The 20,606-nt window shown below is 74.6% G+C and carries 18 protein-coding genes; 10 read left to right on the plus strand and 8 right to left on the minus strand.

The window, feature by feature from the left end:
- Positions 1-144: 144 nt before the first annotated feature.
- Positions 145-501, minus strand: a complete 357-nt coding sequence (locus tag ACIQI7_RS01670; RefSeq protein WP_401103824.1) for a beta/gamma crystallin domain-containing protein — start codon at positions 499-501, stop codon at positions 145-147.
- 560 nt (positions 502-1,061) lie between these two features.
- On the opposite strand from ACIQI7_RS01670, the gene ACIQI7_RS01675 reads away from it, so the two are divergent.
- From ACIQI7_RS01675 to ACIQI7_RS01685, 3 genes are all read left to right on the plus strand, one after another.
- A complete protein-coding gene (locus ACIQI7_RS01675) occupies positions 1,062-1,307 on the plus strand; it encodes a hypothetical protein (RefSeq protein WP_401103825.1) in 246 nt (81 codons plus the stop codon).
- 252 nt (positions 1,308-1,559) lie between these two features.
- Complete coding sequence (locus ACIQI7_RS01680; RefSeq protein WP_401103827.1) at positions 1,560-1,961, plus strand: SsgA family sporulation/cell division regulator; 402 nt, start codon at positions 1,560-1,562, stop codon at positions 1,959-1,961.
- Positions 1,962-2,105: 144 nt separating this feature from the next.
- A complete protein-coding gene (locus tag ACIQI7_RS01685) occupies positions 2,106-2,417 on the plus strand; it encodes a hypothetical protein (protein WP_401103829.1) in 312 nt (103 codons plus the stop codon).
- 40 nt (positions 2,418-2,457) lie between these two features.
- On the opposite strand, the gene ACIQI7_RS01690 is transcribed toward ACIQI7_RS01685, so the two are convergent.
- Positions 2,458-3,441, minus strand: coding sequence for an aldo/keto reductase (locus tag ACIQI7_RS01690; protein WP_401103830.1), 984 nt, complete (start codon positions 3,439-3,441; stop codon positions 2,458-2,460).
- A gap of 245 nt (positions 3,442-3,686) precedes the next feature.
- Between ACIQI7_RS01690 and ACIQI7_RS01695 the strand changes: the two genes are divergently transcribed.
- Positions 3,687-5,018: a cryptochrome/photolyase family protein gene (locus ACIQI7_RS01695; protein WP_401103831.1), complete on the plus strand. Its 1,332-nt coding sequence runs from the start codon at positions 3,687-3,689 to the stop codon at positions 5,016-5,018.
- 102 nt (positions 5,019-5,120) lie between these two features.
- Here ACIQI7_RS01695 and ACIQI7_RS01700 read toward each other — a convergent pair whose 3' ends face one another.
- Positions 5,121-7,181, minus strand: a complete 2,061-nt coding sequence (locus ACIQI7_RS01700; RefSeq protein ID WP_401103833.1) for a phosphocholine-specific phospholipase C — start codon at positions 7,179-7,181, stop codon at positions 5,121-5,123.
- A 275-nt stretch (positions 7,182-7,456) separates the two neighbouring features.
- The gene (locus ACIQI7_RS01705) at positions 7,457-10,801 is read right to left on the minus strand and encodes an AfsR/SARP family transcriptional regulator (RefSeq protein ID WP_401103835.1); all 3,345 of its coding nucleotides are present in this window, start codon (positions 10,799-10,801) and stop codon (positions 7,457-7,459) included.
- A 160-nt stretch (positions 10,802-10,961) separates the two neighbouring features.
- Between ACIQI7_RS01705 and ACIQI7_RS01710 the strand changes: the two genes are divergently transcribed.
- Positions 10,962-12,095, plus strand: a complete 1,134-nt coding sequence (locus tag ACIQI7_RS01710; RefSeq protein WP_401103837.1) for an alkene reductase — start codon at positions 10,962-10,964, stop codon at positions 12,093-12,095.
- A gap of 107 nt (positions 12,096-12,202) precedes the next feature.
- Here ACIQI7_RS01710 and ACIQI7_RS01715 read toward each other — a convergent pair whose 3' ends face one another.
- Positions 12,203-12,670 (minus strand): hypothetical protein, encoded by a 468-nt coding sequence (locus ACIQI7_RS01715; RefSeq protein WP_401103838.1) that lies wholly within the window; start codon positions 12,668-12,670, stop codon positions 12,203-12,205.
- Positions 12,671-12,980: 310 nt separating this feature from the next.
- On the opposite strand from ACIQI7_RS01715, the gene ACIQI7_RS01720 reads away from it, so the two are divergent.
- The 4 genes from ACIQI7_RS01720 to ACIQI7_RS01735 all read left to right on the plus strand — a co-directional run bounded on the left by ACIQI7_RS01720 (position 12,981) and on the right by ACIQI7_RS01735 (position 16,392).
- The gene (locus ACIQI7_RS01720) at positions 12,981-13,127 is read left to right on the plus strand and encodes a hypothetical protein (RefSeq protein WP_387757210.1); all 147 of its coding nucleotides are present in this window, start codon (positions 12,981-12,983) and stop codon (positions 13,125-13,127) included.
- A 129-nt stretch (positions 13,128-13,256) separates the two neighbouring features.
- On the plus strand, positions 13,257-14,564 hold the full coding sequence (locus tag ACIQI7_RS01725) for a hypothetical protein (protein WP_401103839.1): 1,308 nt from the start codon (positions 13,257-13,259) through the stop codon (positions 14,562-14,564).
- Positions 14,561-15,076 (plus strand): hypothetical protein, encoded by a 516-nt coding sequence (locus tag ACIQI7_RS01730; RefSeq protein WP_387757207.1) that lies wholly within the window; start codon positions 14,561-14,563, stop codon positions 15,074-15,076. The genes ACIQI7_RS01725 and ACIQI7_RS01730 overlap by 4 nt, the downstream gene beginning before the upstream one ends.
- On the plus strand, positions 15,073-16,392 hold the full coding sequence (locus ACIQI7_RS01735; protein ID WP_401103840.1) for an MFS transporter: 1,320 nt from the start codon (positions 15,073-15,075) through the stop codon (positions 16,390-16,392). Before ACIQI7_RS01730 ends, ACIQI7_RS01735 begins: the two co-directional genes overlap by 4 nt.
- A gap of 332 nt (positions 16,393-16,724) precedes the next feature.
- On the opposite strand, the gene ACIQI7_RS01740 is transcribed toward ACIQI7_RS01735, so the two are convergent.
- From ACIQI7_RS01740 to ACIQI7_RS01750, 3 genes are all read right to left on the minus strand, one after another.
- Positions 16,725-17,000, minus strand: a complete 276-nt coding sequence (locus ACIQI7_RS01740) for a hypothetical protein (protein WP_401103842.1) — start codon at positions 16,998-17,000, stop codon at positions 16,725-16,727.
- Between the two features lie 274 nt (positions 17,001-17,274).
- Positions 17,275-18,276 carry a helix-turn-helix domain-containing protein gene (locus ACIQI7_RS01745; RefSeq protein WP_401103844.1) on the minus strand — a complete coding sequence of 334 codons (1,002 nt, stop codon included), beginning with the start codon at positions 18,274-18,276 and terminating at the stop codon, positions 17,275-17,277.
- 258 nt (positions 18,277-18,534) lie between these two features.
- Positions 18,535-19,626, minus strand: a complete 1,092-nt coding sequence (locus ACIQI7_RS01750) for a serine hydrolase domain-containing protein (RefSeq protein WP_401103846.1) — start codon at positions 19,624-19,626, stop codon at positions 18,535-18,537.
- A gap of 95 nt (positions 19,627-19,721) precedes the next feature.
- Between ACIQI7_RS01750 and ACIQI7_RS01755 the strand changes: the two genes are divergently transcribed.
- Positions 19,722-20,498 carry a MerR family DNA-binding transcriptional regulator gene (locus ACIQI7_RS01755; RefSeq protein WP_401103848.1) on the plus strand — a complete coding sequence of 259 codons (777 nt, stop codon included), beginning with the start codon at positions 19,722-19,724 and terminating at the stop codon, positions 20,496-20,498.
- The last annotated feature ends 108 nt before the right edge of the window (positions 20,499-20,606 follow it).

A 20,606-nucleotide genomic window follows, 5' to 3' on the forward strand; every position in this document is an offset into this window, starting at 1 on the left:
ACCCCCTCCCCCAACACCCCGCCGGGGGCCCCCCCCATCCGGATGGGGTGCCCCGGCGCCCCCCGGCCGCCGAACGGGCCGGTCCCCCACCCCCCCCCCCGCCGTCCGCGGCACCGGCACGTACGGCGACCGGAGGCCGCCGTGTCACCCGATCCGGATGGCGGCGACCCTCGGCGGGTTGTTCGGGAAGGTGATGTCGGTCCAGCGCGAGATCCTCACCGAGTCACCGTTCACGTCGAAGTAGGTCAGGTCGTTGTTGCCCGTGGAGATCCGGTCGACCCACCACCCGCCGAAGTCCGTCCGCCCCCCGTTCGCGTAGCAGTCGACGCTGTCACGACCGTCGAGGTGCGACCAGATCTTCAGGAAGTCGTCGCGGCCCCCGTCGCACTGGACGTGGTCGATGGCGAAGGCGTCACCGCCCGGCACGCCGACGGTGAACGCGGCGGCCGCCGCGAGCGCCACCGCCAGGCAGCGGACGGCCTTCCTGGTCCTCGCGATCATGGATTCTCCCTCGTACGGGCGCCAGGGCGCGGCCCGGCGCGGTCGGTGACGTCACGTCATGGCGGGAACGGCGCTCGAACGGTGCTCGGCCGCCCCGGGGGACGACCGGCCGCGCACCGCTCCGGCTCCCCCGGCCCGTGCCCGTCACGCCCCGGCCGCAGGACCCGAGCCCTCAACGTAGTGACCCCCGGTCCCCGCCCGCCCGCAACACTCCGAGCACGAACCGACGGACCGCGACATCACCCGATCGTGGCCGCGCCACGGCCGCGGGGCGTCGGCCCGAGGCCGCCCGGGCGGCGGCGTTCCCGTGAGCGCCGGAGCGCCGCGCGCCACCGCACCGGGCGGGGTCGATGAGGAGGCGGCCGTCGGACGGCGTCCGGCGGCGCGGTCTGCGGCCCGGGGTTACGGTCGAGAGGCCGTCGACGGCCGGTCGCCGGGGCGGGCGCCGCGCCGCGGCCGCGCCGATCGGCCTCGTCCGCCCGGTTCACGACCGGGCATCCGGGGCAACCGCACGGTGTCCCGTCCGCCGCAGTCCAGGACCCGGAAAGGGGAACGAGCCCATGACCACACCCGACGACCACGGAACGCAGCCGGACGAACCGGCGCAGGAACGGTCCGCCGAGGAACGCTCGATCACGGCCCCGACCCCGGGCGACGTCCGGGCGAAGGCCGAGGGCCGGACCGGAGCCCGGGAGCGGTCCGCGGAGGAGCGCTCCATCACCGCGCCCACCCCGGCCGACGTGCGGCGGAAGGCGGAGGACGACGAGGAGCCCGAGCCGCCCGCGGCGGACACCGTGGCACCGTGAGGCGGCTTCCCACGGCCCCCACGGCCCCCACGGCTCCCGCGGTCATCCGCTGACTCCCCGAAGGCCCCGTCCCGGCGAAGACAGCCGGGCGGGGCCTTCGGCGTCCCGGCCGGACCGGACACGGCGAAGCGGCCGATTTCGCGCCCGCGCCGGGAATGCACCCCGGACGGGCGGGTAACCGAGCGCTGTCGTCACCGGCCTCCGGGGCCGCTGCCACCCAGCGGCGCCACCGCCAGAATGGGAGTTCGCCGCATGGCCGTCGCCACCTCCTGGTCCACCGCCGTCACCCTGCCCGAAGGCCCGTTCCCCGATGTGGCCGTCGAGGCGGCGCTGCGCTTCGACACCGCCTCGCCGTACGCGGTGTGCCTGGCCTTCCCTCCGCTCGGCGACGACGACCGGGCGCAGTGGACCTTCGCGCGCGACCTGCTCGACCAGGGCCGGCACGGCCCGGTCGGCTGCGGGGACGTCACCGTCGCCCCCGGGCCGGAGGACCGCGTGCTGATCACCCTGCGCTCCCCCGCCGCACGGGCCGTCATCAGCATCCCCGCGGCCGTCGTGACGGCGTTCCTCCTCGACTCCTTCCGGCTGGTACCGGCCGGCACCGAGACCGAGCACCTGGACGTCGACGCCGCCCTCGCCCAGCTGCTCCCCTGACCCGCCGCCGCCCGGGCGGGGGCATGCCTCCCGGCGGGCGGGGTAGGCGGGCGACATGCGGCGGCCCCGGCCCGGTACTCCCTCCCCGCGGGGCCGGGACCGCCGCCGGAAGACCGCGAGGAGCCGCGAGTAGAGGAGAAGACCATGAACGCACCACCGTTCCCGGCCTCGGCCGACGGCCCTTCCCTGTTCGCCGTCGCCGTGCCCGCCCTGGCCATCGCCGTACTGCTGACCGGCGCGTTCGCCTGGGGCAACCACCATCTGAACCGGCGGGCGGCGAGGCCGACCAGGGGCGCCCACGCGGCGCGCGCCGACTCCTGGCGCACCCCCGACGGGAACGCCCCGCGCCCCGACGAGCGCACGGCCGCCCAGCGCAAGCCCACCGAGCGCCGGCCCGCCGACCGGCCGTCGCACCGGCGGGCCCACCGCCCGGCCCCGCTCCGACGGCCGTCATGAGCGTCCCGTCCGGTCCCGGACCGGACCCGGGCGCCGGCCGTCACCAGCGGGCGTGCACCTGCGGCCGGATCCGCCGGTCGTACAGCTCGCGCACGGCGTCCAGGGTGGCCGGCGGCAGCGGCGGCAGGTCGGCGGCGGCCGCGTTGGCCCGGGCCTGCGCCACGTTGCGGGCGCCGGGGATCACCGTCGTCACCCCCGGCTGCTGGGCCACCCACCGCAGCGCCGTCTGCGCCGCGCTCGCGCCCTCGGGTGCGAGCGCGGCGAACTCCACCGCCGCCTCGACGCCCGTCGCGAAGTCCACCCCGGAGAACGTCTCCCCCTGGTCGAAGGACTCGCCGTGGCGGTTGTACGTACGGTGGTCGTCCGGCGCGAAGACGGTGTGCTCGTCGTACCGGCCCGACAGCAGGCCCGAGGCCAGCGGCACCCGGGCGAGGATTCCCACACCGGCCGCCTCCGCGGCGGGCAGCACCCGCTCCAACGGCTTGAGCCGGAACGCGTTCAGGATGATCTGCACGCTCGCGACGTTCGGGCGGGCGATCGCGGTCAGCGCCTCGTCGCAGGTCTCCACGCTCACCCCGTAGGCGGCGATCCGGCCCTCCTCCGCCAGGGTGTCCAGGGCGTCGAACACCTCGTCCGAGGAGTAGACGGGCGTCGGCGGGCAGTGCAGCTGCACCAGGTCGAGCCGCTCCACCCCCAGGTTTTCCCGCGAACGGTCGGCCCAGGCCCGGAAGTTGGCGAGATTGTAGTGCTCGGGCCGCTGCTCGGCCCGGCGGCCGAACTTGGTGGCGACGAACACCTCCGCGCCCGGGCGGTCCTTCAGGAAGCGGCCGATCAGCCGCTCGCTGCGGCCGTCGCCGTAGACGTCGGCGGTGTCGAGGAGGGTGACGCCGGCCTCCACCGAGGCCTCCAGCACGGCCAGGGCGTCCTCCTCCCGGACGTCCCCCCAGTCCGCGCCGAGCTGCCAGGTGCCGAGTCCGACGATCGAGACGGGGCGGCCGGTACGGCCGAGTACGCGCTGTTCCATGGGGTGAGCCTCTCACGCGGCGGCCCCGCGGGCGGCACGCCCCGTCCGACGCCGGGTCATGGGCCCGCCGACCGGGGCCCGCGCGGTACCTTCGGTCCCGGCCGCCGGTCCGATCCGGGTCGCGGGCGGCTCCGAACACCCGGGAAGGGTCGGGTCCGAACGCCCGGAAAGGGACGCGGGCGGCTCCGTCCCCAGCCGGGAAGGACTGCCCGGACCCCGACGGCACCGTCTGCGAGGCCCCACCCGTGACCGTATCGATCGCCCTGTTCACCCAGGACCTGCGGCTGCACGACAACCCCGTGCTGCACGCCGCCCGCTCCACGGCCGACCAGGTCGTCCCCCTGTTCGTCCTGGACCCGGCCGTCGAACGCGCCGGGTTCGCCGCGCCCAACCGGCAGGCCTTCCTCGCCGACTGCCTCGCCGACCTGGACGCCTCGCTGCGCCGGACCGGCTCCCGGCTGGTCGTGCGCCGCGGCGAACCCGCCGAGCAGACGGCCCGGGTGGCCGCCGAGGCCTGCGCCGCCACCGTGCACGTCGCCGCGGGCGTCAGCGCCTTCGCGCAGCGGCGCGAGGAGCGGCTGCGCCAGGTGTTCGGCGACCGCCTGCACGTCCACGACGCCTCGCTGACGGTGGTCCCGGCGGGCCGGATCACCCCGGCCGGCCGGGACCACTACGCGGTCTTCACCCCGTACCACCGCGTCTGGGTACAGACGCCGCGCCGTACGGTGCTGGGCGCGCCCCGGAGGATCGACACCCCGAGCGGCATCGGCAGCGAGGACCTGCAGCCGACCGCGGCGCTCTCGCCGGCGCTGTCACCCGCGCTGCCGCCCGGCGGCGAGACCGCGGCGCGCCGACGGTGGCGGCAGTGGGACGCCGGCCCGTACGCGGAGGTGCACGACGACCTCGCCGCCGACGCCACCTCCCGGCTCTCCCCGTACCTGCACTTCGGCTGCCTGTCCCCCACCGAACTCGTCGAACGCGCCCTGCGGCACGACGGCGAGGGGGCGCGGGCCTTCGTCCGGCAGCTCGCCTGGCGCGACTTCCACCACCAGGTCCTCGCCGCCCGCCCGGACGCCGCGCACCGCGACTACCGGCCCCGGGACGACCACTGGCACCGGGACGAGCGCGAGGCCGAGGCCTGGCGGCAGGGCCGCACCGGCTACCCGATCGTCGACGCCGGGATGCGCCAGCTCGCCGAGGAGGGCTGGATGCACAACCGGGCCCGCCTGCTGACCGCCGGCTTCCTCGCGAAGGGCCTGTACCTGGACTGGCGGATCGGCGCCGCCCACTTCCTGTCGCTGCTGGTCGACGGGGACGTGGCCGACAACCAGCTCAACTGGCAGTGGGTCGCCGGCACCGGCACCGACACCCGGCCCAACCGGGTGCTCAACCCGCTGCGCCAGGCCGAACGGTACGACCCGGACGGCGCGTACGTGCGCCGCTGGGTGCCCGAACTGGCCCATCTGCCCGGGCGTGCCGTGCACCGCCCGTGGTCGCTCGCCCCCGACTACCCGGCGCCGCTCGTCGCCCCGGACGCCCTCGGCTCCCGCTTCCGCCGGGCCCGCGGCCTGGACTGAGAGCACGGGGCCGCGGGGCCTGGACGGAGAGACCGGGGCCGCGGGGCCTGGAACGGACCGGGCTCCCGCGGCCCCGGGAGCCCGGCGGCGCGAGGGGTGCCGTCAGTAGGTGACGATGCCCGGGTCGGAGAGGCCGGGGGCGCCGGTCTCGACGTGGCCGGCCAGGCGGCGCACGAAGTCGGTGCTCGTGCCCGCGGTGACGGTCACGTCGTACCAGTTGCGGCAGCCGCTCAGGTCGACGGTCCAGGCGACGGTCGCGCCGCGGCGGACGGTGATGGTCTGCGGGGTGCCGCCGTAGGCGTTGGTGAGGGTGAGCACGGCGTCCGCGGTGCCCGCGTTGGTGAGGGTGAGGTCGAGGTTGCCGGTGGCCGCGTTGTGGCGCGCGGTGACCTCGGGCCCGGCGGTCTTGCCGGGGTTGCGGAAGCGGCGCAGGAAGCCGTTGGGGCCGAACACGGTCAGGTCGGTGACGCCCTTGGAGTACGTGGTGTTCCAGGCGTCCGCGATCGTCCTGCCCGCCTCGGTGGTGTACGTCCACGGACCGTCGGTGCGGTTGGCCGAGGTCACCAGGAACTGGGCGCCCGCCGCCGCGCCCGAGCCGAAGGTGAGGCGGTACTTGCCGGTGGCGGTGTCGGCCGCACCGTCCACGGACGGCGCGTACGCCAGCGGGCGGGTGCGCCTGGCGCCCGCCTCCTGCTTCGGCATGGTGCCGGTGGCCGGCGGGCTGGGCACGTAGTCGGGGTGCCGGTTGCGGTCGGGCGGGAGGTAGCCCGCGGTGGAGGGCAGCGCCGGCGGCGCCGCGTTCGAGGCGGTGAAGTCGAAGGCGGAGGTGAGGTCGCCGCAGATCGCGCGCCGCCAGGGCGAGATGTTGGGCTCCTGGACGCCGAAGCGGCGCTCCATGAAGCGGATGATCGAGGTGTGGTCGAAGGTCTCCGAACAGCTGTAGCCGCCGGTGCTCCAGGGCGAGACGACCAGCATCGGCACCCGCTGGCCGAGGCCGTACGGCCCGGCCGAGTATCCGATGGTGCCGGGGTAGTAGTCGGCGGTGGTCGCCACCGTGGACAGGCCCTGGGAGGCGGAGGAGGGCGGGAACGGCGGCACCACGTGGTCGAAGAAGCCGTCGTTCTCGTCGTAGGTGATGAACAGCGCCGTCCTGGCCCACACGGCGGGGTTGGAGGTCAGCGCGTCCAGCACCTGGGCGACGTACCAGGCACCGTAGTTGGCAGGCCAGTTGGGGTGCTCGGTGAAGGCCTCCGGTGCGGCGATCCAGGAGATCTGCGGGAGGGTGCCGGCCTGTACGTCGCGCCGCAGGTGGTCGAAGAGGCCGTCGCCCGCCTTGGCGTTGGTGCCGGTGCGGGCCTTGTCGTACAGCGGGTCGCCCGGCCTGGCGTTGCGGTAGTTGTCGAAGTAGAGCAGCGAGTTGTCGCCGTAGTTCCCGCGGTACGCGTCGCCGATCCAGCCCCAGGAGCCGGCCGCGTCCAGTCCGTCGCCGACGTCCTGGTAGATCTTCCAGGAGATCCCGGCCTTCTCCAGCCGCTCGGGGTAGGTGGTCCAGTTGTAGCCGGCCTCCTGGTTGCCGAGGACCGGGCCGTTGCCGCTGACGCCGTTGCCGGTGCAGCCCGTCCACATGTAGTAGCGGTTGGGGTCGGTGGAGCCGATGAACGAGCAGTGGTAGGCGTCGCAGATGGTGAACGCGTCGGCGAGCGCGTAGTGGAACGGGATGTCGTCGCGGGTCAGGTAGGCCATCGTGGTGGCCGTCTTGGCGGGCACCCACTGGTCGTACCGGCCGTTGTTGAAGGCCTTGTGGCCGCCGGCCCAGTCGTGGTTGAGGTCCTGGACGAACTGCATCCCGAGATCGCTGACCTGCGGCCGGAACGGCAGGACCTCCCGCTTGAGGGCGTCCGTCTGGTGCCACACCGACTTGCCGCTCGGCAGGGTCACCGGGCGGGGGTCGCCGAAGCCGCGGACGCCCTTCAGCGAGCCGAAGTAGTGGTCGAAGGAACGGTTCTCCTGCATCAGCACGACGATGTGGTCGACGTCCTGGATGGTGCCGGTGGTCCCCACCGGGGCGATCGACGCGGCTCGGGCGATGCTCTGCGACAGCGACGAGAACGCGGCGGTCGCGCCCGCGAGTTGGAGGAAGCGGCGGCGGTTCAGCTCGACCATGGGTGGTTTGACCTCTGCATGTCAGGAAGGTGGAGGACGGCGTCCCCAAGGACAGCGCGTGCGGGGTACCGTCCGGCGGACCATTCATGACTGCCCGCCGTACGGCAGACGAACGCCTCGAGTTGTCCGTACAGGATCCGGCAGGCGACCGTCCCCGGCCGACCTGATGGACCCGACCGTCGGACCACAGCGGCGCGCCCGACCGGCCCGATTCGATGGACCCGACCGACCCGCCCGGGCACCCGCCGGTGTGCGGCCCCGCAACCTTCCCCGGGTCAGGAACCGGTCGCGGCGCGGACGGCGGCCGGGAGCGGGAGGGACGCGCCCTGCTCGAAGGCGGCGGCGAAGCCGTCCGCGCCGAGGGCCGCGCGGACCACGGCGGCGACCCGCTCCACGTCCGCGCGCTCGCCGGGCGGGAGCGGGGCACCGGCGCCCCGGCGGGCGGCGTCGGCGGCCCCGAGGAGCAGCGCGGCACGGGTGAGCCCCGAGGCTTCGCCGGTGGCCGCGGCCGCGCCGGCGGCGCCCTCCAGCGAGAGGGCGAGGGCGCGCGGCTCGGCCAGTTCCCGGGCGTGGGCCAGGCCGCGTGCCTGGTGGGCGGCGGCCTGCGCGGGCAGGCCGCGCAGTTCGGCGACGAAGCCGAGTTCCACCTCGACCAGGTGCTTTCCCGCGGTCGACGACGGGTAGTCGTCGCGCATCGCCCGGAGGTGGCGTTCCGCGGCGTCGAGGTCACCGGCCCGACGCGCCCCGAGGGCGAGGCCCATCACGGCGAAGACCTCGCCGAAGAGGTGGCCCTGCTCGGCGGCCGCGCGGCGGGCCCGCTCGTGGAGCAGCCGGGCCCGCTCCCAGTCGCCGGTGAGGAGCGCGAGGCGGCCCAGGCCCGCGAGGCAGGCGGAGGCCTCCACGGCCAGGCCGAGCTGCTCGGCGAGGCGCAGCCCGACGCTGTGGCGGGACTCGGCGTCGGCGTAGTCGCCCTCGATCTCGGCGAGCGCGGCGAGGGTCGGGACCGTCTGCAACTCGCCCCACCCGTCGCCGAGTTCGTGGAACTCCACGGCGGCGGTGCGGCCGTCGCGGCGGGCCCCCGCCAGATCGCCGGTGGCCAGTGCGGTCCGGGCCAGCAGGGCGTGCGCCGCGGCGGCGCCCCAACGGTCGCCCGCGGCGGCGCAGTGGTCCAGGGCCCGGGTGCCGACGGCGTGCGCCGCGGCCGGGTCGCCCGCGTGGTGGAGGCCGTAGGCGAACAGCCACAGCGCCCGGCCGCGCCGGACGGGGTCGGCGATGTCCGCCTCGGGGCACTCCCGCTCGGGCGGCCGGTGACCGGTGAGCATGGCGAACGCGCCGTGCAGGATGTGGAGTTCGGCGGCCGTCGAGGCCGCGACGGCGGCGGACCCGGATGCCGGACCGGGTGTGTCGGCCGGAGCGCGGCCGATGCCCTCCAGTACGGCGGCCAGGGCGCGCCGGGCCTCGTGGAGGCGCCCGCGCAGCAGCCACCAGGGGCACAGGGCGGCGGCCGTACGGGCCGCGCCGTCCTGGTCGCCGGTGCGCAGGAGGTGGTCGAGCGCGGCGCGGAGGTTGGCGGACTCGGCGTCCAGGAGGGCGAGTCGGTCCCGTTGGTCCGGCCCGCGCAGCCGGGCTTCGGCCCGTTCGGCCAGCTCGCGGAAGTACCCGGCGTGGCGGGCCGCGGTGGCCGCGGCCTCCCCCGCCTCGTGGAGCCGGTCGCGGGCGTAGGCGGCGACGGATTCGAGCAGGTGGTAGCGCGGGCCGTCCCCGGTGTGCGCGGCCTCGACCAGCGAGCGGTCGACCAGGCGGCCGACCAGGTCGAGGACCTCGTCGCCGGGGATGCCGTCTCCCCCGCACACCGCCTCGGCCGCCCGCAGCGGGCAGCCGCCGACGGGGACTGCCAGCCGCCGCAGGACGGCCTGCTCGGGCGGGGTGAGCAGGTCCCAGCTCCAGTCGATCACCGCGCGCAGGGTCTGCTGCCGGGCCGGGAGGCCGCGCTGCCCGGAGCCGAGCGCCCGGAACCGGTCGCCGAGGCGGGCCGCCAGTTCCCGCACGCCCAGCGCCCGCACCCGGGTGGCCGCGAGTTCCAGGGCGAGCGGGATGCCGTCCAGGCGCCGGCAGATCTCCGCGACGGCGGCCCGCGTCCCGTCGTCCGCCCCGGCCCCACCGGCGCGTCCGTCCTCACCGGCGCCCCCGTCCTCACCGCCCTCACCGGCTTTCTCGGCCGGAAGGGCGAACCCGGGCGCGGCCGCGGCGGCCCGTTCGGCGAACAGCCGCACCGCGGCGACCGGGTCGAGCGGGGCGACGGGGAACACCGCCTCCCCGGGCAGCCGCAGCGACTCCCGGCTGGTGGCCAGGACCCGCAGCTCCGGCGCGGCGTCCAGCAGGGCCGCGACGAGGTCGGCGGCCGGCTCGATCACGTGCTCGCAGTTGTCGAGGACGAGCAGGGCCCGCCGTTCGCGTAGGGCGGCGGGCAGCGCGGGGAAGGGGGCGGCCGGGGGCGCTGACGCCCCGACGGCCTGGCGGATGCCGAAGGCGGCGGCCACCGCCTGGGCGAGGTCGGCGGCGTCGGCGGGCAGGGCCGCGAGCTCGACGAGCCGCACCTCGTCCGGCGCGGCGCCCTCGGCCCCGTCCGCGAGGCGGTGCGCGAGGGCCAGCGCGAGCCGGGTCTTGCCCACTCCCCCGGGGCCGGTCAGCGTGACCAGGCGCTCGGTGCGGACCAGACGGGCGAGGTCGTCCAGCGCCGCGCCGCGTCCCACGAGCGTGGTGCGCGGGGCCGGCAGGTCCGGGCGGGGGAACCCGTCGGCGGACCGGTCACCGCCGGCCGCCGCGGCCGGCGGCCCGACGGGCGACCGGGCCGGAGCCGGCCGGGCGTCCGGCACCGCGGCGGGCAGCAGGGCGGTGTCCTGCCGCAGGATCGCCTCGTGCAGGGCCGTCAGTTCGGGGCTCGGGTCAAGGCCCAGCTCGTCGACCAGCAGCGCCCGCAGCCCGCCGTACGCGGCGACCGCCTCGCCCTGCCGGCCGGCGCGGTACAGGGCCCGCATCTGCACCGCGCGCAGCCGCTCGCGCAGGGGATGGCGGTCCACCAGTTCGGCCACCTCGCCGAGCAGCAGCGGATCGCCGAACTCGAGGCGGGCCTCCGCCAGTTCCTCGACGACCGCGAGCCGTTCCTCGGCCAGGCGCTGGGCGGCCGGGCGGACGAACTCCTCGTCGGCGAAGTCGGCGTACGGGCGTCCGCGCCACAGGTCGAGCGCCTGGGCGAGCGCGGCGGCCCGGGCGCGCGCGTCGGTCTCGCTCCGGGCCCGTACGGCCAGTTCCCGGAAGCGGGCCGCGTCGACCTGGGCGGCGTGGTCGTCGAGTCGGAGCCGGTACCCGGCGGGGTGGTGGGTCACCCGGTCCCGGCCGATCGCCCGGCGCAGCTGGGAGACCTTGGCCTGGAGCGCGTTGGCGGGGTTGGCGGGCGCGCCGTCCCCCCAGATGTCGTCGACGAGGCGGTCGGGTGACACCGGTCGGCCCTCGTGCACCAGCAGATCGGCCAACAGGGCCCGCACCTTGGTCTCGGGCACCCGCACGGGCGCGTCGTCGTCGCCCCACACCTCCAGCGGGCCGAGCACCCCGAACCTCATGGGGCACAGCCTACACAGGATGATCATCAGCCGGTCCGGCCCGTGCTGCTGCCGGACCGTCAGCGGAGCATCAGCAGAGCCGAAGCGGGCTGCGGGAACGTCTTCTCAGCGGGCCGGAGGAACCGGCCGGCACCACCACGGAAGACTCTGGAGCACGACCATGAGCACGAACACCCTGGTTCCGACGGCCACGGACACCGAGACCGCCGGCCAGGAGTCCCCGCTGTTCCGGCCCGCCCGCCTCGGCGCCCTGCGGCTCGCCAACCGCCTGGTGATGGCCCCGATGACGCGCAACCGCGCGAGCGCCACCGGCGTACCGGAGCCGATCATGGCCACCTACTACGCCCAGCGCGCCTCGGCCGGGCTGATCATCGCGGAGGCCACGACGCCGAACGCGGTCGGCGCCACCTACCCCCACATCCCGGCGATCCACGACGAGTCGCACGTGGCCGGGTGGCGCCGCGTCACCGACGCCGTCCGGGCCGCGGGCGGGCAGATGTTCCTCCAACTGCAGCACGGCGGCCGGGTCGGGCACCCCGAGACCAGCGGGCACCACCCGCTCGCCCCGTCGCCGGTACCGCTGCCCGGCACCATCGTCACCCCGTCCGGGCACCGCGAGAACGTCGTGCCGCGCGAGATGACCGAGCAGGAGATCCACGCCACCGTGGCCGACTTCGCCGCCGCCGCGCGCCGGGCGGTGGACGCGGGCTTCGCCGGGGTCGAGGTCCACGCCGCGAACGGGTACCTGCTCCACCAGTTCCTCTCCCGCCACACCAACCACCGCACCGACGGCTACGGCGGGTCGGTCGCCAACCGCGTCCGCCTGACCGTCGAGGTGGTCCGAGCGGTCGCCGAGGCCATCGGCGCCGAACGCGTCGGGGTCCGGATCGCCCCCGGCGTCACCGCGAACGCCATGACGGAGGACGACGTCGACGAGGTCTACCCCGCGCTCCTCCGCGAACTCGACGGCCTGCGCCCGGCCTACCTCCACGTCGTCTTCGCCGACCCCGACCAGCCCCTCTTCCGCACGCTGCGCCAGGCGTGGTCCGGCACGCTGATCGCGAACCCGGCCCTGCCCTGGCCCGGCCCCCTGCCCGCCGACGGCGGCCGCGCCGCCGCCGAACGCCTGCTGGCCGCCGGCGCCGACCTGATCTCCCTCGGCCGCTCGTTCCTGGCCAACCCCGACCTGGTCACCCGCCTGCGCACCGGCGCACCCCTCAACCCCGTCCGCGAGGCCCACCTGATGTACGTCGGCGGCGAGACCGGCTACACCGACTACCCCACCCTCGACTGACCGGCCACCGCCCGCGTACCTACGGCACGGGCGCCACGACCGCCGGCGACCGCTTGGGCGCAAGCCGTTCTCCGGGGGAACGTGCTCCGGCAACCCGCGGATCCGGGTCAGGTCCGCCTGCGGCTCGCGATCTCCTCGGAGAGCCGCCGCACGCGGGCGGGGTCCGCGTCCCGGGCAAGGGCGACGTAGTGGTCCATGACGGCCGGCCGGTAGCGCACGGGCAACGTCTGTCCCGGGGCGAGTCGGGTGAGCTCGGTGATCGTGAGGTCTTCGTCCGCGATGCCGCGGAACGAGATGCCGTCGGCGGTCTCCACGTCGAACATCAGCACCACGCGTGGGCTGCCGTCGCTGCCGACCTCCCGCCAGTCGACGAGAACGCCGAGCGCGAGCTCCCCCGTACGCAGTTCCGCGTTGCGCTTCCGTGCGTCACCGCTCAGGAGCGGGTTCGGGGCGACGCCCGGGAAGTCGGGCCCGACGCCGAGCGACTCCCGACTCAGGTCGGGCCTGAGCCGTGCCACCAGATCGTCGAGCTTCTCACCCGAACCGAACAGCCTGCCGAACAGCCTGCCGAACACCCCGACTCCTCCCTCGCGCCCGGTACCGGGACCTCGGCCTGGCGCTTCGCCCTCCGCGCGATTGTACGAGCGTCAGCCAGTCGGTGGTGGCAGCTGCGCTCGGCCCGCCGGGCGGGACAGAAGGGAGTCTCAGCGGTGGTCACGGGGCACCTCCTCGGTCGGCGACGTACGGCCCACGCTGACTCCGCGTCAGATCGTTCGTGGCCGAGACTGATGACCCGTCATTGACACTTTCTTGACCATCACTTTACTGTCGCCGTGGCGGCGCCGACCCGCGCCGTCGGATGACCGGCACACACGAGGAGGTCCGATGGAGCAGCTCATCAAGCGGATGACCCAGGACGACAAGTGGAAGCGCTGGGTCGCCGTCAACTCGGCCGGCGGCGCCAAGGACGGCTGCATCAGCGTCGCCAAGTCCGGATGCATCAGCGTGGCGAAGTCCGGCTGCATCTCCTGACCCAGCCCGACGCACCGGCAGTGCCGACAGGGTCCGGGCCGGCCGCTTCGGCCGGCCCGGGCCCCCGGGCCCCGGGTCGGAGCGGCCCCGGGCCCACGAGCCCAGGTGACCCCACCGACCGGAGGTGACATGAACGGCCAGCCGACCGCCGACGTGGTCGACCGGATCAAGGACATCCCCCTCTACCGCGCCTCGATCGAGCGGGGACACTTCCCCGTGCTGGAGAAGTCCGAGATCGCCCGCGGCTTTCCGGACAACTGGATGACGCCCGGCCTCGCCGAGGCCCTCGCGTCGGGCGAGGCCGAGTTCGTGCTGTCCACGGGCACCAACCACGCCCGCATGCAGCTCATCCGGCCACCGTACTTCCTGCTGAAGTCCTACTACCGGCTGTGGAGCGAGCACCCCGACATCGCCGACACGTGGGCTGAGGGCTGCAAGCGGGTCTCGCTGACCACCGTCCTGGCCACCGAGCACGTGGCACGGGTCAACGCCCGCAAGCGGGGTGGCGAGCCGGACTCCCGACCGGCCCTGGCGGAAAGGTGGTTGGACGAACGCACCTGCTACCTCAACCTCCGCCTCGACCCCGACCACTGGCAACGGGCCGACGTCGAGCGCATGCTCACGGAGATCCGGGAGGCCGCCCGGGCCCACCCGCGCGGCCGGTACCACCTCGACTGCTCCTCCTCCCACCTCGCGCACCTGGTGCGCAAGGCCAGGGCCTGGGGCCTGTGGGCGGACTTCCCGCAGCCGGCCAGCATCGTGCACGCCTACGAGTACACCCCCGTGAACGTCGCCCGGTACCTGCGCGAGCACTTCGACTGCCCGATCGTCGACCTGTTCGGCAGCACCGAACTCGGCTACCTCTACTACAGCGACCGCAGCGGCCGGTACCGGCCGTACCTCGACGGGATGAGCGTCGAGCTCCTGCCCGTCGCCCCGGGGAGCGGGATCCACGCCCTGATCGTCACCAGCGTGCGGAACCCCTGGATGCCGCTGGTCCGCTACCGCTCCGGGGACTGCGTCCGCACGCTGGACGGCAGCGCGGACCCCGGCCGCATCGCCCGGTTCTGCGGTCGGGAGAAGGAACTGCTCGACACCCCCGACGGCCCGGTCGCCCAGGGGGACCTCGACGAGGTGGTCGGCGCGGTCACGCCCCGGACCTTCCTCCACCGGCTGGACGTCACGGGCCCCGGGGACGAGGCCGTGCTGCGCTGCACCACCTTCGACGGCGCCCCGTTGACGGCCGCCGAGGCGGACGCGACGGCCCGCGAGGCCGGACGGCTGATCGGACGGCCGTGCCGGGTCGAGCACCACGAGCACCTGCCGATCGGCGCCTCGGGCAAGTACGCCTGGCTCGCCGCCACGCCGACCACCACGCCGACCCCCACCCCGGCCACCGCCCCGGCCACCGGGGACAGCCACGGAGACGCCCGATGACCGCCGACCGACCCCGCGTCACCGCCGACGAGCTCGCCGCCCTGCTCGGCGAGGACCTGCACGCCGAGGTGGTGGCGTACACCGTCGCGCGCACCGGCGCCGCACCCGCCGACGCCGAACGGCAGGTCACCGAGTGCCTGCGCTACCTCTACCTGGTCTCCCGCCACCGCGAGGAACTCGCCGGCCTCTTCCTGCCGGTCGAGCAGGACATCGACGAGATCTGGCACTACCTCATCCTGCAGACCCGCGAGTACCGGGCCCTGTGCGAGGAACGCCTGCCGGGCCGCTACTTCGTCCACCACCGGGGCATCCCGTACGAGGCGTACCAGGAGGAGCCCGGCCGGGAGGCCGCCGCCGAGCAGGCGCTGCGCTGGATCCCGCTCTACTGCCAGGAGTTCGGGCCCTTCGACGAGGGCGCGCTGGCGCACTGGACCATCGTCCGCTACCTCCACGAGGAGCTGGGGATGTCGCTGGAGGAGATCTCGGCGCTGAGCCCGACGGTGGCGGCGTGACGGTCTCCCCGCAGGTCGCCGAGGAGGCCCGGCATCCGCCCGAACACCCCGCGCAGCGCCGGGTGCTGGCCGTTCTGGTCGTCTCCCAGCTGGTCAGCGGCGTCGGGCTGACCGCGGGCGTCGTGGTGGGAGCGCTGATCGCCGAGGAGATGCTCGGCTCGACCGGGCTGGCCGGCCTTCCCACCGCCCTGTTCACCGGCGGGTCGATGCTCGGCGCCCTGGGCATCGGCCGGCTCTGCCAGGCCTGGGGGCGCCGCCCGGGGCTCGGCCTCGGGTACGCGGTCGGCGCCCTGGGCAGCGTGGGCGTGGTGGTCGCGGTGGTCGCCGACCAGGTCGCGCTGCTGCTGCCCGCGCTGCTGGTCTACGGCGCCGGCACCGCCACCAACCTGCTCGCCCGGTACGCGGGCGCCGATCTGGCCTCCCCGGAGCGGCGCGGCCGGGCCGTCAGCCGGGTGCTGCTCGCCTCGACGTTCGGCGCCGTGGCCGGGCCCAACCTGGTGGCGCTCGTCGGCGGGCCGGCCGAGGACTGGGGCGTGCCCCGGACGGCCGCGCCGTTCCTGCTGGCCGCCGTCGGGTACGCGGTGGCGGCCGTCGTGATCGGGGCGCTGCTGCGGCCCGATCCGTTGCGGTCGGCCCGGGCCGCGACGCCCCCACCGGCGCCGGCGGAACCCGCTGAAGCGGCCGAACCCGCCGAGCCGGGCAAAGCGGCCGAAGCGGCGAAGCCGTCGGACCGCTCGCGGGCCCCGGGGGTGGCGACCGGCCTGTGGATCATGGTGCTCGCCCAGCTGCCGAAGGTCGCTCTGATGACCATGGTCCCGGTCCACCTGGCCGCCAACGGTCACGGCACCGGCGTGATCGGCCTGGTCGTCTCGCTGCACATCGGCGCGATGTTCCTGCCCTCCCCGCTCAGCGGCCTGCTCGTCGACCGCTGGGGAGCGCTCCCGGTGGCCGCCGCCTCCGGCGTCACGCTCGGCGCGGCCGCCCTGCTGGCCGGCCTTGCGCCGGCGGACTCGGTGCCGGTCCTGGCGGCGGCCCTGCTGCTGGCCGGCGTGGGCTGGAACCTGGGCCTGGTCGGCGGCACGGCCGTGGTCACCGCCGCCGCGCCGCCCTCCCGGGGCGCCGCGACCCAGGGCCTGGCCGATGTCGGACTGTCGGTCGCGGGCTGCACCGGCGGTCTGCTCTCCGGCCCGGTGGTGGCCGCCGGCGGCTACGAAACGCTGGCCTTCGGCTGCGCCCTGGTGGCGCTGCTCGTCGCGCTCCCGGCGGTGCGCGCCGCCCGTCCCGCCCGCCCCGTGCCCGCCGGAGAGCGGCGCTGAGACGGCGGTGAAACGGCGGCGGTGCCGCGGTCCGCCCCCTCGACGGACCGCGGCGCCGGGCGGCGGCGGTCCGCGGGCCCGTCCCGGAGACGACCAGCAGCACGTCTTCGACACCGGCCCTGCTGTGGCGAGGTCCGGCCCCGCCGGGGCACCTCACCGCTTCCCGTTCATGGTGACAGCACAGCGCCCGGGTGGACGCGGTCGGCGCCCGGAAAAGATCGTCCGGGCGCCGACCGCACCGGTTCCAGCGGCAGCGGCGATGTCCGACGAGGCCCGCCAGGTGGCCGGGGCCGGACTGCCCGGCCCCGGCCGGACGCCCGGGCCGCCGGCGCCTACGAGTTCAGGTTCACCATGAGGTGCCAGTTGGTGGTGGTGGTGCTCGGCTTGCAGTACCAGTCGGAGTAGACGGAGGCACGCCCGTCCGCCAAGCACGCCGACTGGGTCCGGTAGGTGCCGACGTCGGTGTACGAGAGGGTCCCCGCCACGACCGGCGACGCCGTGCTGGTCCGGGCAGACGCGGGGACCGCTTGCGCGGCGGTGGCGGCGGTGCCGCCGATGAGCAGGGCGGCGGCGACGGTGGCTCCGATGAGAGCGGGTCGAGTACGCATTCTTCTCCTCCGTGCGGAATGGTCGATGTCGGTGGTCTTCCCGACCGCTGTCCGGCCAGGGGTGATCCGCAGCGCCCGGGTGGACGCGCTCGGCGTCCGGGAAGCCTGGCTGAGCGAGCGGGATCCGTTCGGTCCCTCGGCCCGTTGCTGCTGGGCAGCAGGCGCGTTCCGTGTCCCGCGCCGACGGCCTGGCCGCTTGGGCGAGGACGTCGTGGCTGAGGGCTGTTTCGGTGTTCCGCATTCAGGATGTCGAGGGCGATGGCACCTGGCCATGTCATTCCGCGCAGGGCCATTGCCGATTCGCGCACGCCTCGGGCGGCAGGTTCCGGTAGTCCCGCGGCGGTATCCCGTAGGTGGCCCGGAACAGGCGGCTGAAGTGCGTCGGGTTGGTGAAGCCCCACCGTTCGGCGATGGCCTGGATGGGGCGGGCATTCAGGCGGGGGTTGGCGAGGTCGAGGCGGCAGCGTTCCAGGCGGCGGTGGCGTATCCAGGCTGCCGGTGGCGTGCCGTCCTCGGCGAGCAACTGCTGGAGATGGCGCAAGGAGATGTGGTGGGCGTCCGCGATCGCCCGGGGGGTCATGGCCGGATCGGAGAGGTGCTGCTCGACGAACGCGTTGATCCGGGCCCGCAGGGCGCTCCGGCGGGCCTCGGGGCTCAGCGCCTCGTCAGCTTCCAGGCAGCGGGCGAGGACGGACGCCAGGAGGTCCAGGGTGACCGAGGCCAGGGTGGGGAGGTCGGCCGGGGTGAATTCGCCCGCGCGGGCGTTGATGTCCGTCAGCCAGCGGCTGAACACCCCGCCCATGCCGCGGTGCCCGCTGATCGGGACCGAGAGCAGACTCCGCACCGTCTTCTCCGGCAGGGGCAGCAGTCTGCGGGGGAACTGCACCGTCAGGTGCGACCAGTCGCCCGGCACGGTGCGGACAACACCGCTGTAGGGACGACTGCTGTCCATCACCATGAGATCACCGGGCCGGATCGCCGCCTCGCCCCCGGCCTCGGAGAGAGCCCCTTCCGCATGGAGGAAGTAGTTGAGCAGGTAGACCTCCGGATCGGACTGCCGGATCAGCTTCGGCGTCCGAGCTATCTCCAGGTGCGGGAACACCAGCGCGGACACCTGCAACTCACCCAGGTCCACGGCGCGCATCCTGGCACGGAAGTCCTCCTGGTGGTCGCTGCGCAGCCTGTTGGACATGTGCGACCGCGCTGTCGTGGCCTCCCAGAGCGCGAACCGGTCCGGCGCCGCCACGACCTCCGTGCTGAACTCCGTCAGCAGCATCCCAGCCTCCCTAGCCCGTTCCGCCTGCGCTTCGAACGTGGCATGGACAGGTGCATACCGTCGAGCAGCACTTCGGTCACATGTGCCGCGGTACGTCCTCAGACGGCAACGGAGCCCAAGGCCAGGGACCATCAGAAGAGGAACCCGCCCTGATCATCGAGGGGCGGTCCGAGGACCGCCCCCGACCGACGCCGTCCCGCCACACTCCCCGCGCAGCCCTCTGAACAGGCAGAACACCGAAGTCTGCTGGAGTACTGGCTAGGCGAACACCGCCTTGACCAGTGTCTGCTTCACCCTCTCGAACGTCTCGGCCATGGTGGGCAGGTCCATTTCGACGTCCCCTGAAGTCAGCGAGCCGGTCAGGGTCCTGGTGCCGTCGGGCGTGCTGTACATCAGTGCGCCCCAGCCCCAGAACCCTCCGTTGTGGTGGAGGACGGTGCCGCCGCCGGCCAGCTCCTCCACGAACACCCCCAGGCCGTAACCCATCGTGGGGTCCGCGACACGCATCTCGGCCAGAAGCTCGGTCGAGATGAGCCTGCCACTGTTCAGCGCGGAGAAGAACGTGTGGAGGTCCCGGCTGGTCGAGATCATGTCGCCGGCGGCGGACACCCAGGAGGGGTTGAAGCGGGTGGTGTCGACCACCTTCCACTGTCCGGCGTCGTCGTAGCCGAAGTAGCCGTGGGCGTGCGGCTCGGGGATGTCCTCGCGGGTCTCCGGCAGCAGGGTGCCCGTCAGCCCGAGCGGGCCCAGGATCAGCCGGTGCGTCTCCTCGGGCAGCGAGCGGCCGGTGACCTGCTCGATCAGCAGCCTGGCCAGGACGTAGTTGGTGTTGGAGTAGCTCCAGGCCGTCCCCGGCTCGAACCGCGCCGGCTTCGCCAACGCCCCCCGCACCAACTCCTCCGGCCGGTAGGTCGCGTGCTGCAGGTCCACCCACTCCTTGCCCCATCCGGCGACCACACCGGGTTCGACCGACCCGTCCTCGGCGAACTCGCCGGTGAAGTTGAACAGCCCGCTGGTGTGCTGAAGGAGCATCCGTACCGTGATCCGCCGGTCGAGCCGGAACTCGGGCAAGTGGTCGGCCACCACGTCCTCGAGGCCGAGCCGGCCCTCGGCCACCAGCTGCAGGACGACGGTCGCGACGAAGGTCTTGGTGGCGCTGCCGATCCGGAAGTGCCCGTCGGTCGGCGGCTTCGCGGTCCGGCCCAGCTCGCTCACCCCGGCGCTGCCGACCCACTCGCCGAGTTCGTCGTCGACGCGCAGCTGCACGCCGGAGAAACCGGCGTCGACGATCTCCTGCATGGCCTTCCGCAGCTCGGGGCGGTCCTGCGCGGCGGTGTTCTGCCCACTCATGGTGATTCCTCATCTCGCGTCGGCGGGTGTGAGTTGAGCGTGCACCCTGACCCAAGGTCAAGGTCAAGGCGACAGATGAGCGCTAGGCTCGCCCCATGGCAGACGGGCTCACGATCGGTCAGGCGGCGGCTTTCGTCGACATCACCGTCAAGACGGTGCGGCACTACCACCGGCTCGGCCTGGTCGCCGAACCGGAACGGGACCGTTCCGGCTACCGGCGCTACGGTTCGGCCGACCTGCTGCGCCTTGTCCAGGTCCGGGCCCTGGCCGGGGCGGGCGTGCCGCTGGCCGAGATCGGCGAGCTGCTCGACGCCGAGCCCGAACGGTTCGCCACCGCCCTGGACGACGTCCGCCGCCGGCTCACCGCACAGATCGAGGAGCTGACCGCCCGCCGCGACACCCTGCACCGGCTCGCCCACGGTGACCGCGCCCTGCTGCCCGACCGGGCCTGCGCGGTCCTGGAGCGACTCGCCGAGCTCGGCTTCAGCCCCGACTACGTCACCACCCAGCGGGAGGCCCTGGTGCTGTCGCGGGCGCTGACTCCCGAGGTCTTCGAGGCCTTCCTGGCCAACCTCGAACACCAGCTCGACGACCCCGAGTTCGTCGAGTTGACCAAGCGCGGATGGGAGGCGAGGTCCTGGGATCCCGACGACCCGCGAATCGAGGAGCTGGCCTCAGCGGTGGCCGCCAACCTGCTGGGCGTCCGCGCGCTGCTGACGCTGCCGGCCGAGCGACCGCAGGGGCCCGACGCGGCCTCCCGGTACGGCGTGGTCAACCACCACCGGGAGGACGAGGCACCGTCCATCGCCCGGCTGAACGGGCTGGTCGAGGGGCACCTGCGTGCGGCGGGCATTGATATCCCGCGTCAGTGACGGACTGCTGCGAACTTGATCGCCCGGTCAGGGCCCGGCGCACCCGGCGCCTCTCCTCATCGGAGGCCTTCGGTGCTCTGCCCGACATCCACGCGCCCCCGGCAAGGA

The organism is Kitasatospora sp. NPDC092039, assembly GCF_044756065.1.
Classification (GTDB): Bacteria; Actinomycetota; Actinomycetes; order Streptomycetales; family Streptomycetaceae; genus Kitasatospora.

Bases quoted from the DNA above. Each gene is read 5' to 3' on its own strand.
- ACIQI7_RS01680 (WP_401103827.1), top strand. From the start codon at position 1,560: ATGGCCGTCGCCACCTCCTGGTCCACCGCCGTCACCCTGCCCGAAGGC.
- ACIQI7_RS01710 (WP_401103837.1), top strand. From the start codon at position 10,962: ATGAGCACGAACACCCTGGTTCCGACGGCCACGGACACCGAGACCGCC.
- ACIQI7_RS01750 (WP_401103846.1), bottom strand. From the start codon at position 19,626: ATGAGTGGGCAGAACACCGCCGCGCAGGACCGCCCCGAGCTGCGGAAG.
- ACIQI7_RS01725 (WP_401103839.1), top strand. From the start codon at position 13,257: ATGAACGGCCAGCCGACCGCCGACGTGGTCGACCGGATCAAGGACATC.
- ACIQI7_RS01705 (WP_401103835.1), bottom strand. From the start codon at position 10,801: ATGAGGTTCGGGGTGCTCGGCCCGCTGGAGGTGTGGGGCGACGACGAC.
- ACIQI7_RS01690 (WP_401103830.1), bottom strand. From the start codon at position 3,441: ATGGAACAGCGCGTACTCGGCCGTACCGGCCGCCCCGTCTCGATCGTC.
- ACIQI7_RS01685 (WP_401103829.1), top strand. From the start codon at position 2,106: ATGAACGCACCACCGTTCCCGGCCTCGGCCGACGGCCCTTCCCTGTTC.
- ACIQI7_RS01745 (WP_401103844.1), bottom strand. From the start codon at position 18,276: ATGCTGCTGACGGAGTTCAGCACGGAGGTCGTGGCGGCGCCGGACCGG.
- ACIQI7_RS01675 (WP_401103825.1), top strand. From the start codon at position 1,062: ATGACCACACCCGACGACCACGGAACGCAGCCGGACGAACCGGCGCAG.
- ACIQI7_RS01740 (WP_401103842.1), bottom strand. From the start codon at position 17,000: ATGCGTACTCGACCCGCTCTCATCGGAGCCACCGTCGCCGCCGCCCTG.
- ACIQI7_RS01730 (WP_387757207.1), top strand. From the start codon at position 14,561: ATGACCGCCGACCGACCCCGCGTCACCGCCGACGAGCTCGCCGCCCTG.
- ACIQI7_RS01700 (WP_401103833.1), bottom strand. From the start codon at position 7,181: ATGGTCGAGCTGAACCGCCGCCGCTTCCTCCAACTCGCGGGCGCGACC.
- ACIQI7_RS01720 (WP_387757210.1), top strand. From the start codon at position 12,981: ATGGAGCAGCTCATCAAGCGGATGACCCAGGACGACAAGTGGAAGCGC.
- ACIQI7_RS01755 (WP_401103848.1), top strand. From the start codon at position 19,722: ATGGCAGACGGGCTCACGATCGGTCAGGCGGCGGCTTTCGTCGACATC.
- ACIQI7_RS01670 (WP_401103824.1), bottom strand. From the start codon at position 501: ATGATCGCGAGGACCAGGAAGGCCGTCCGCTGCCTGGCGGTGGCGCTC.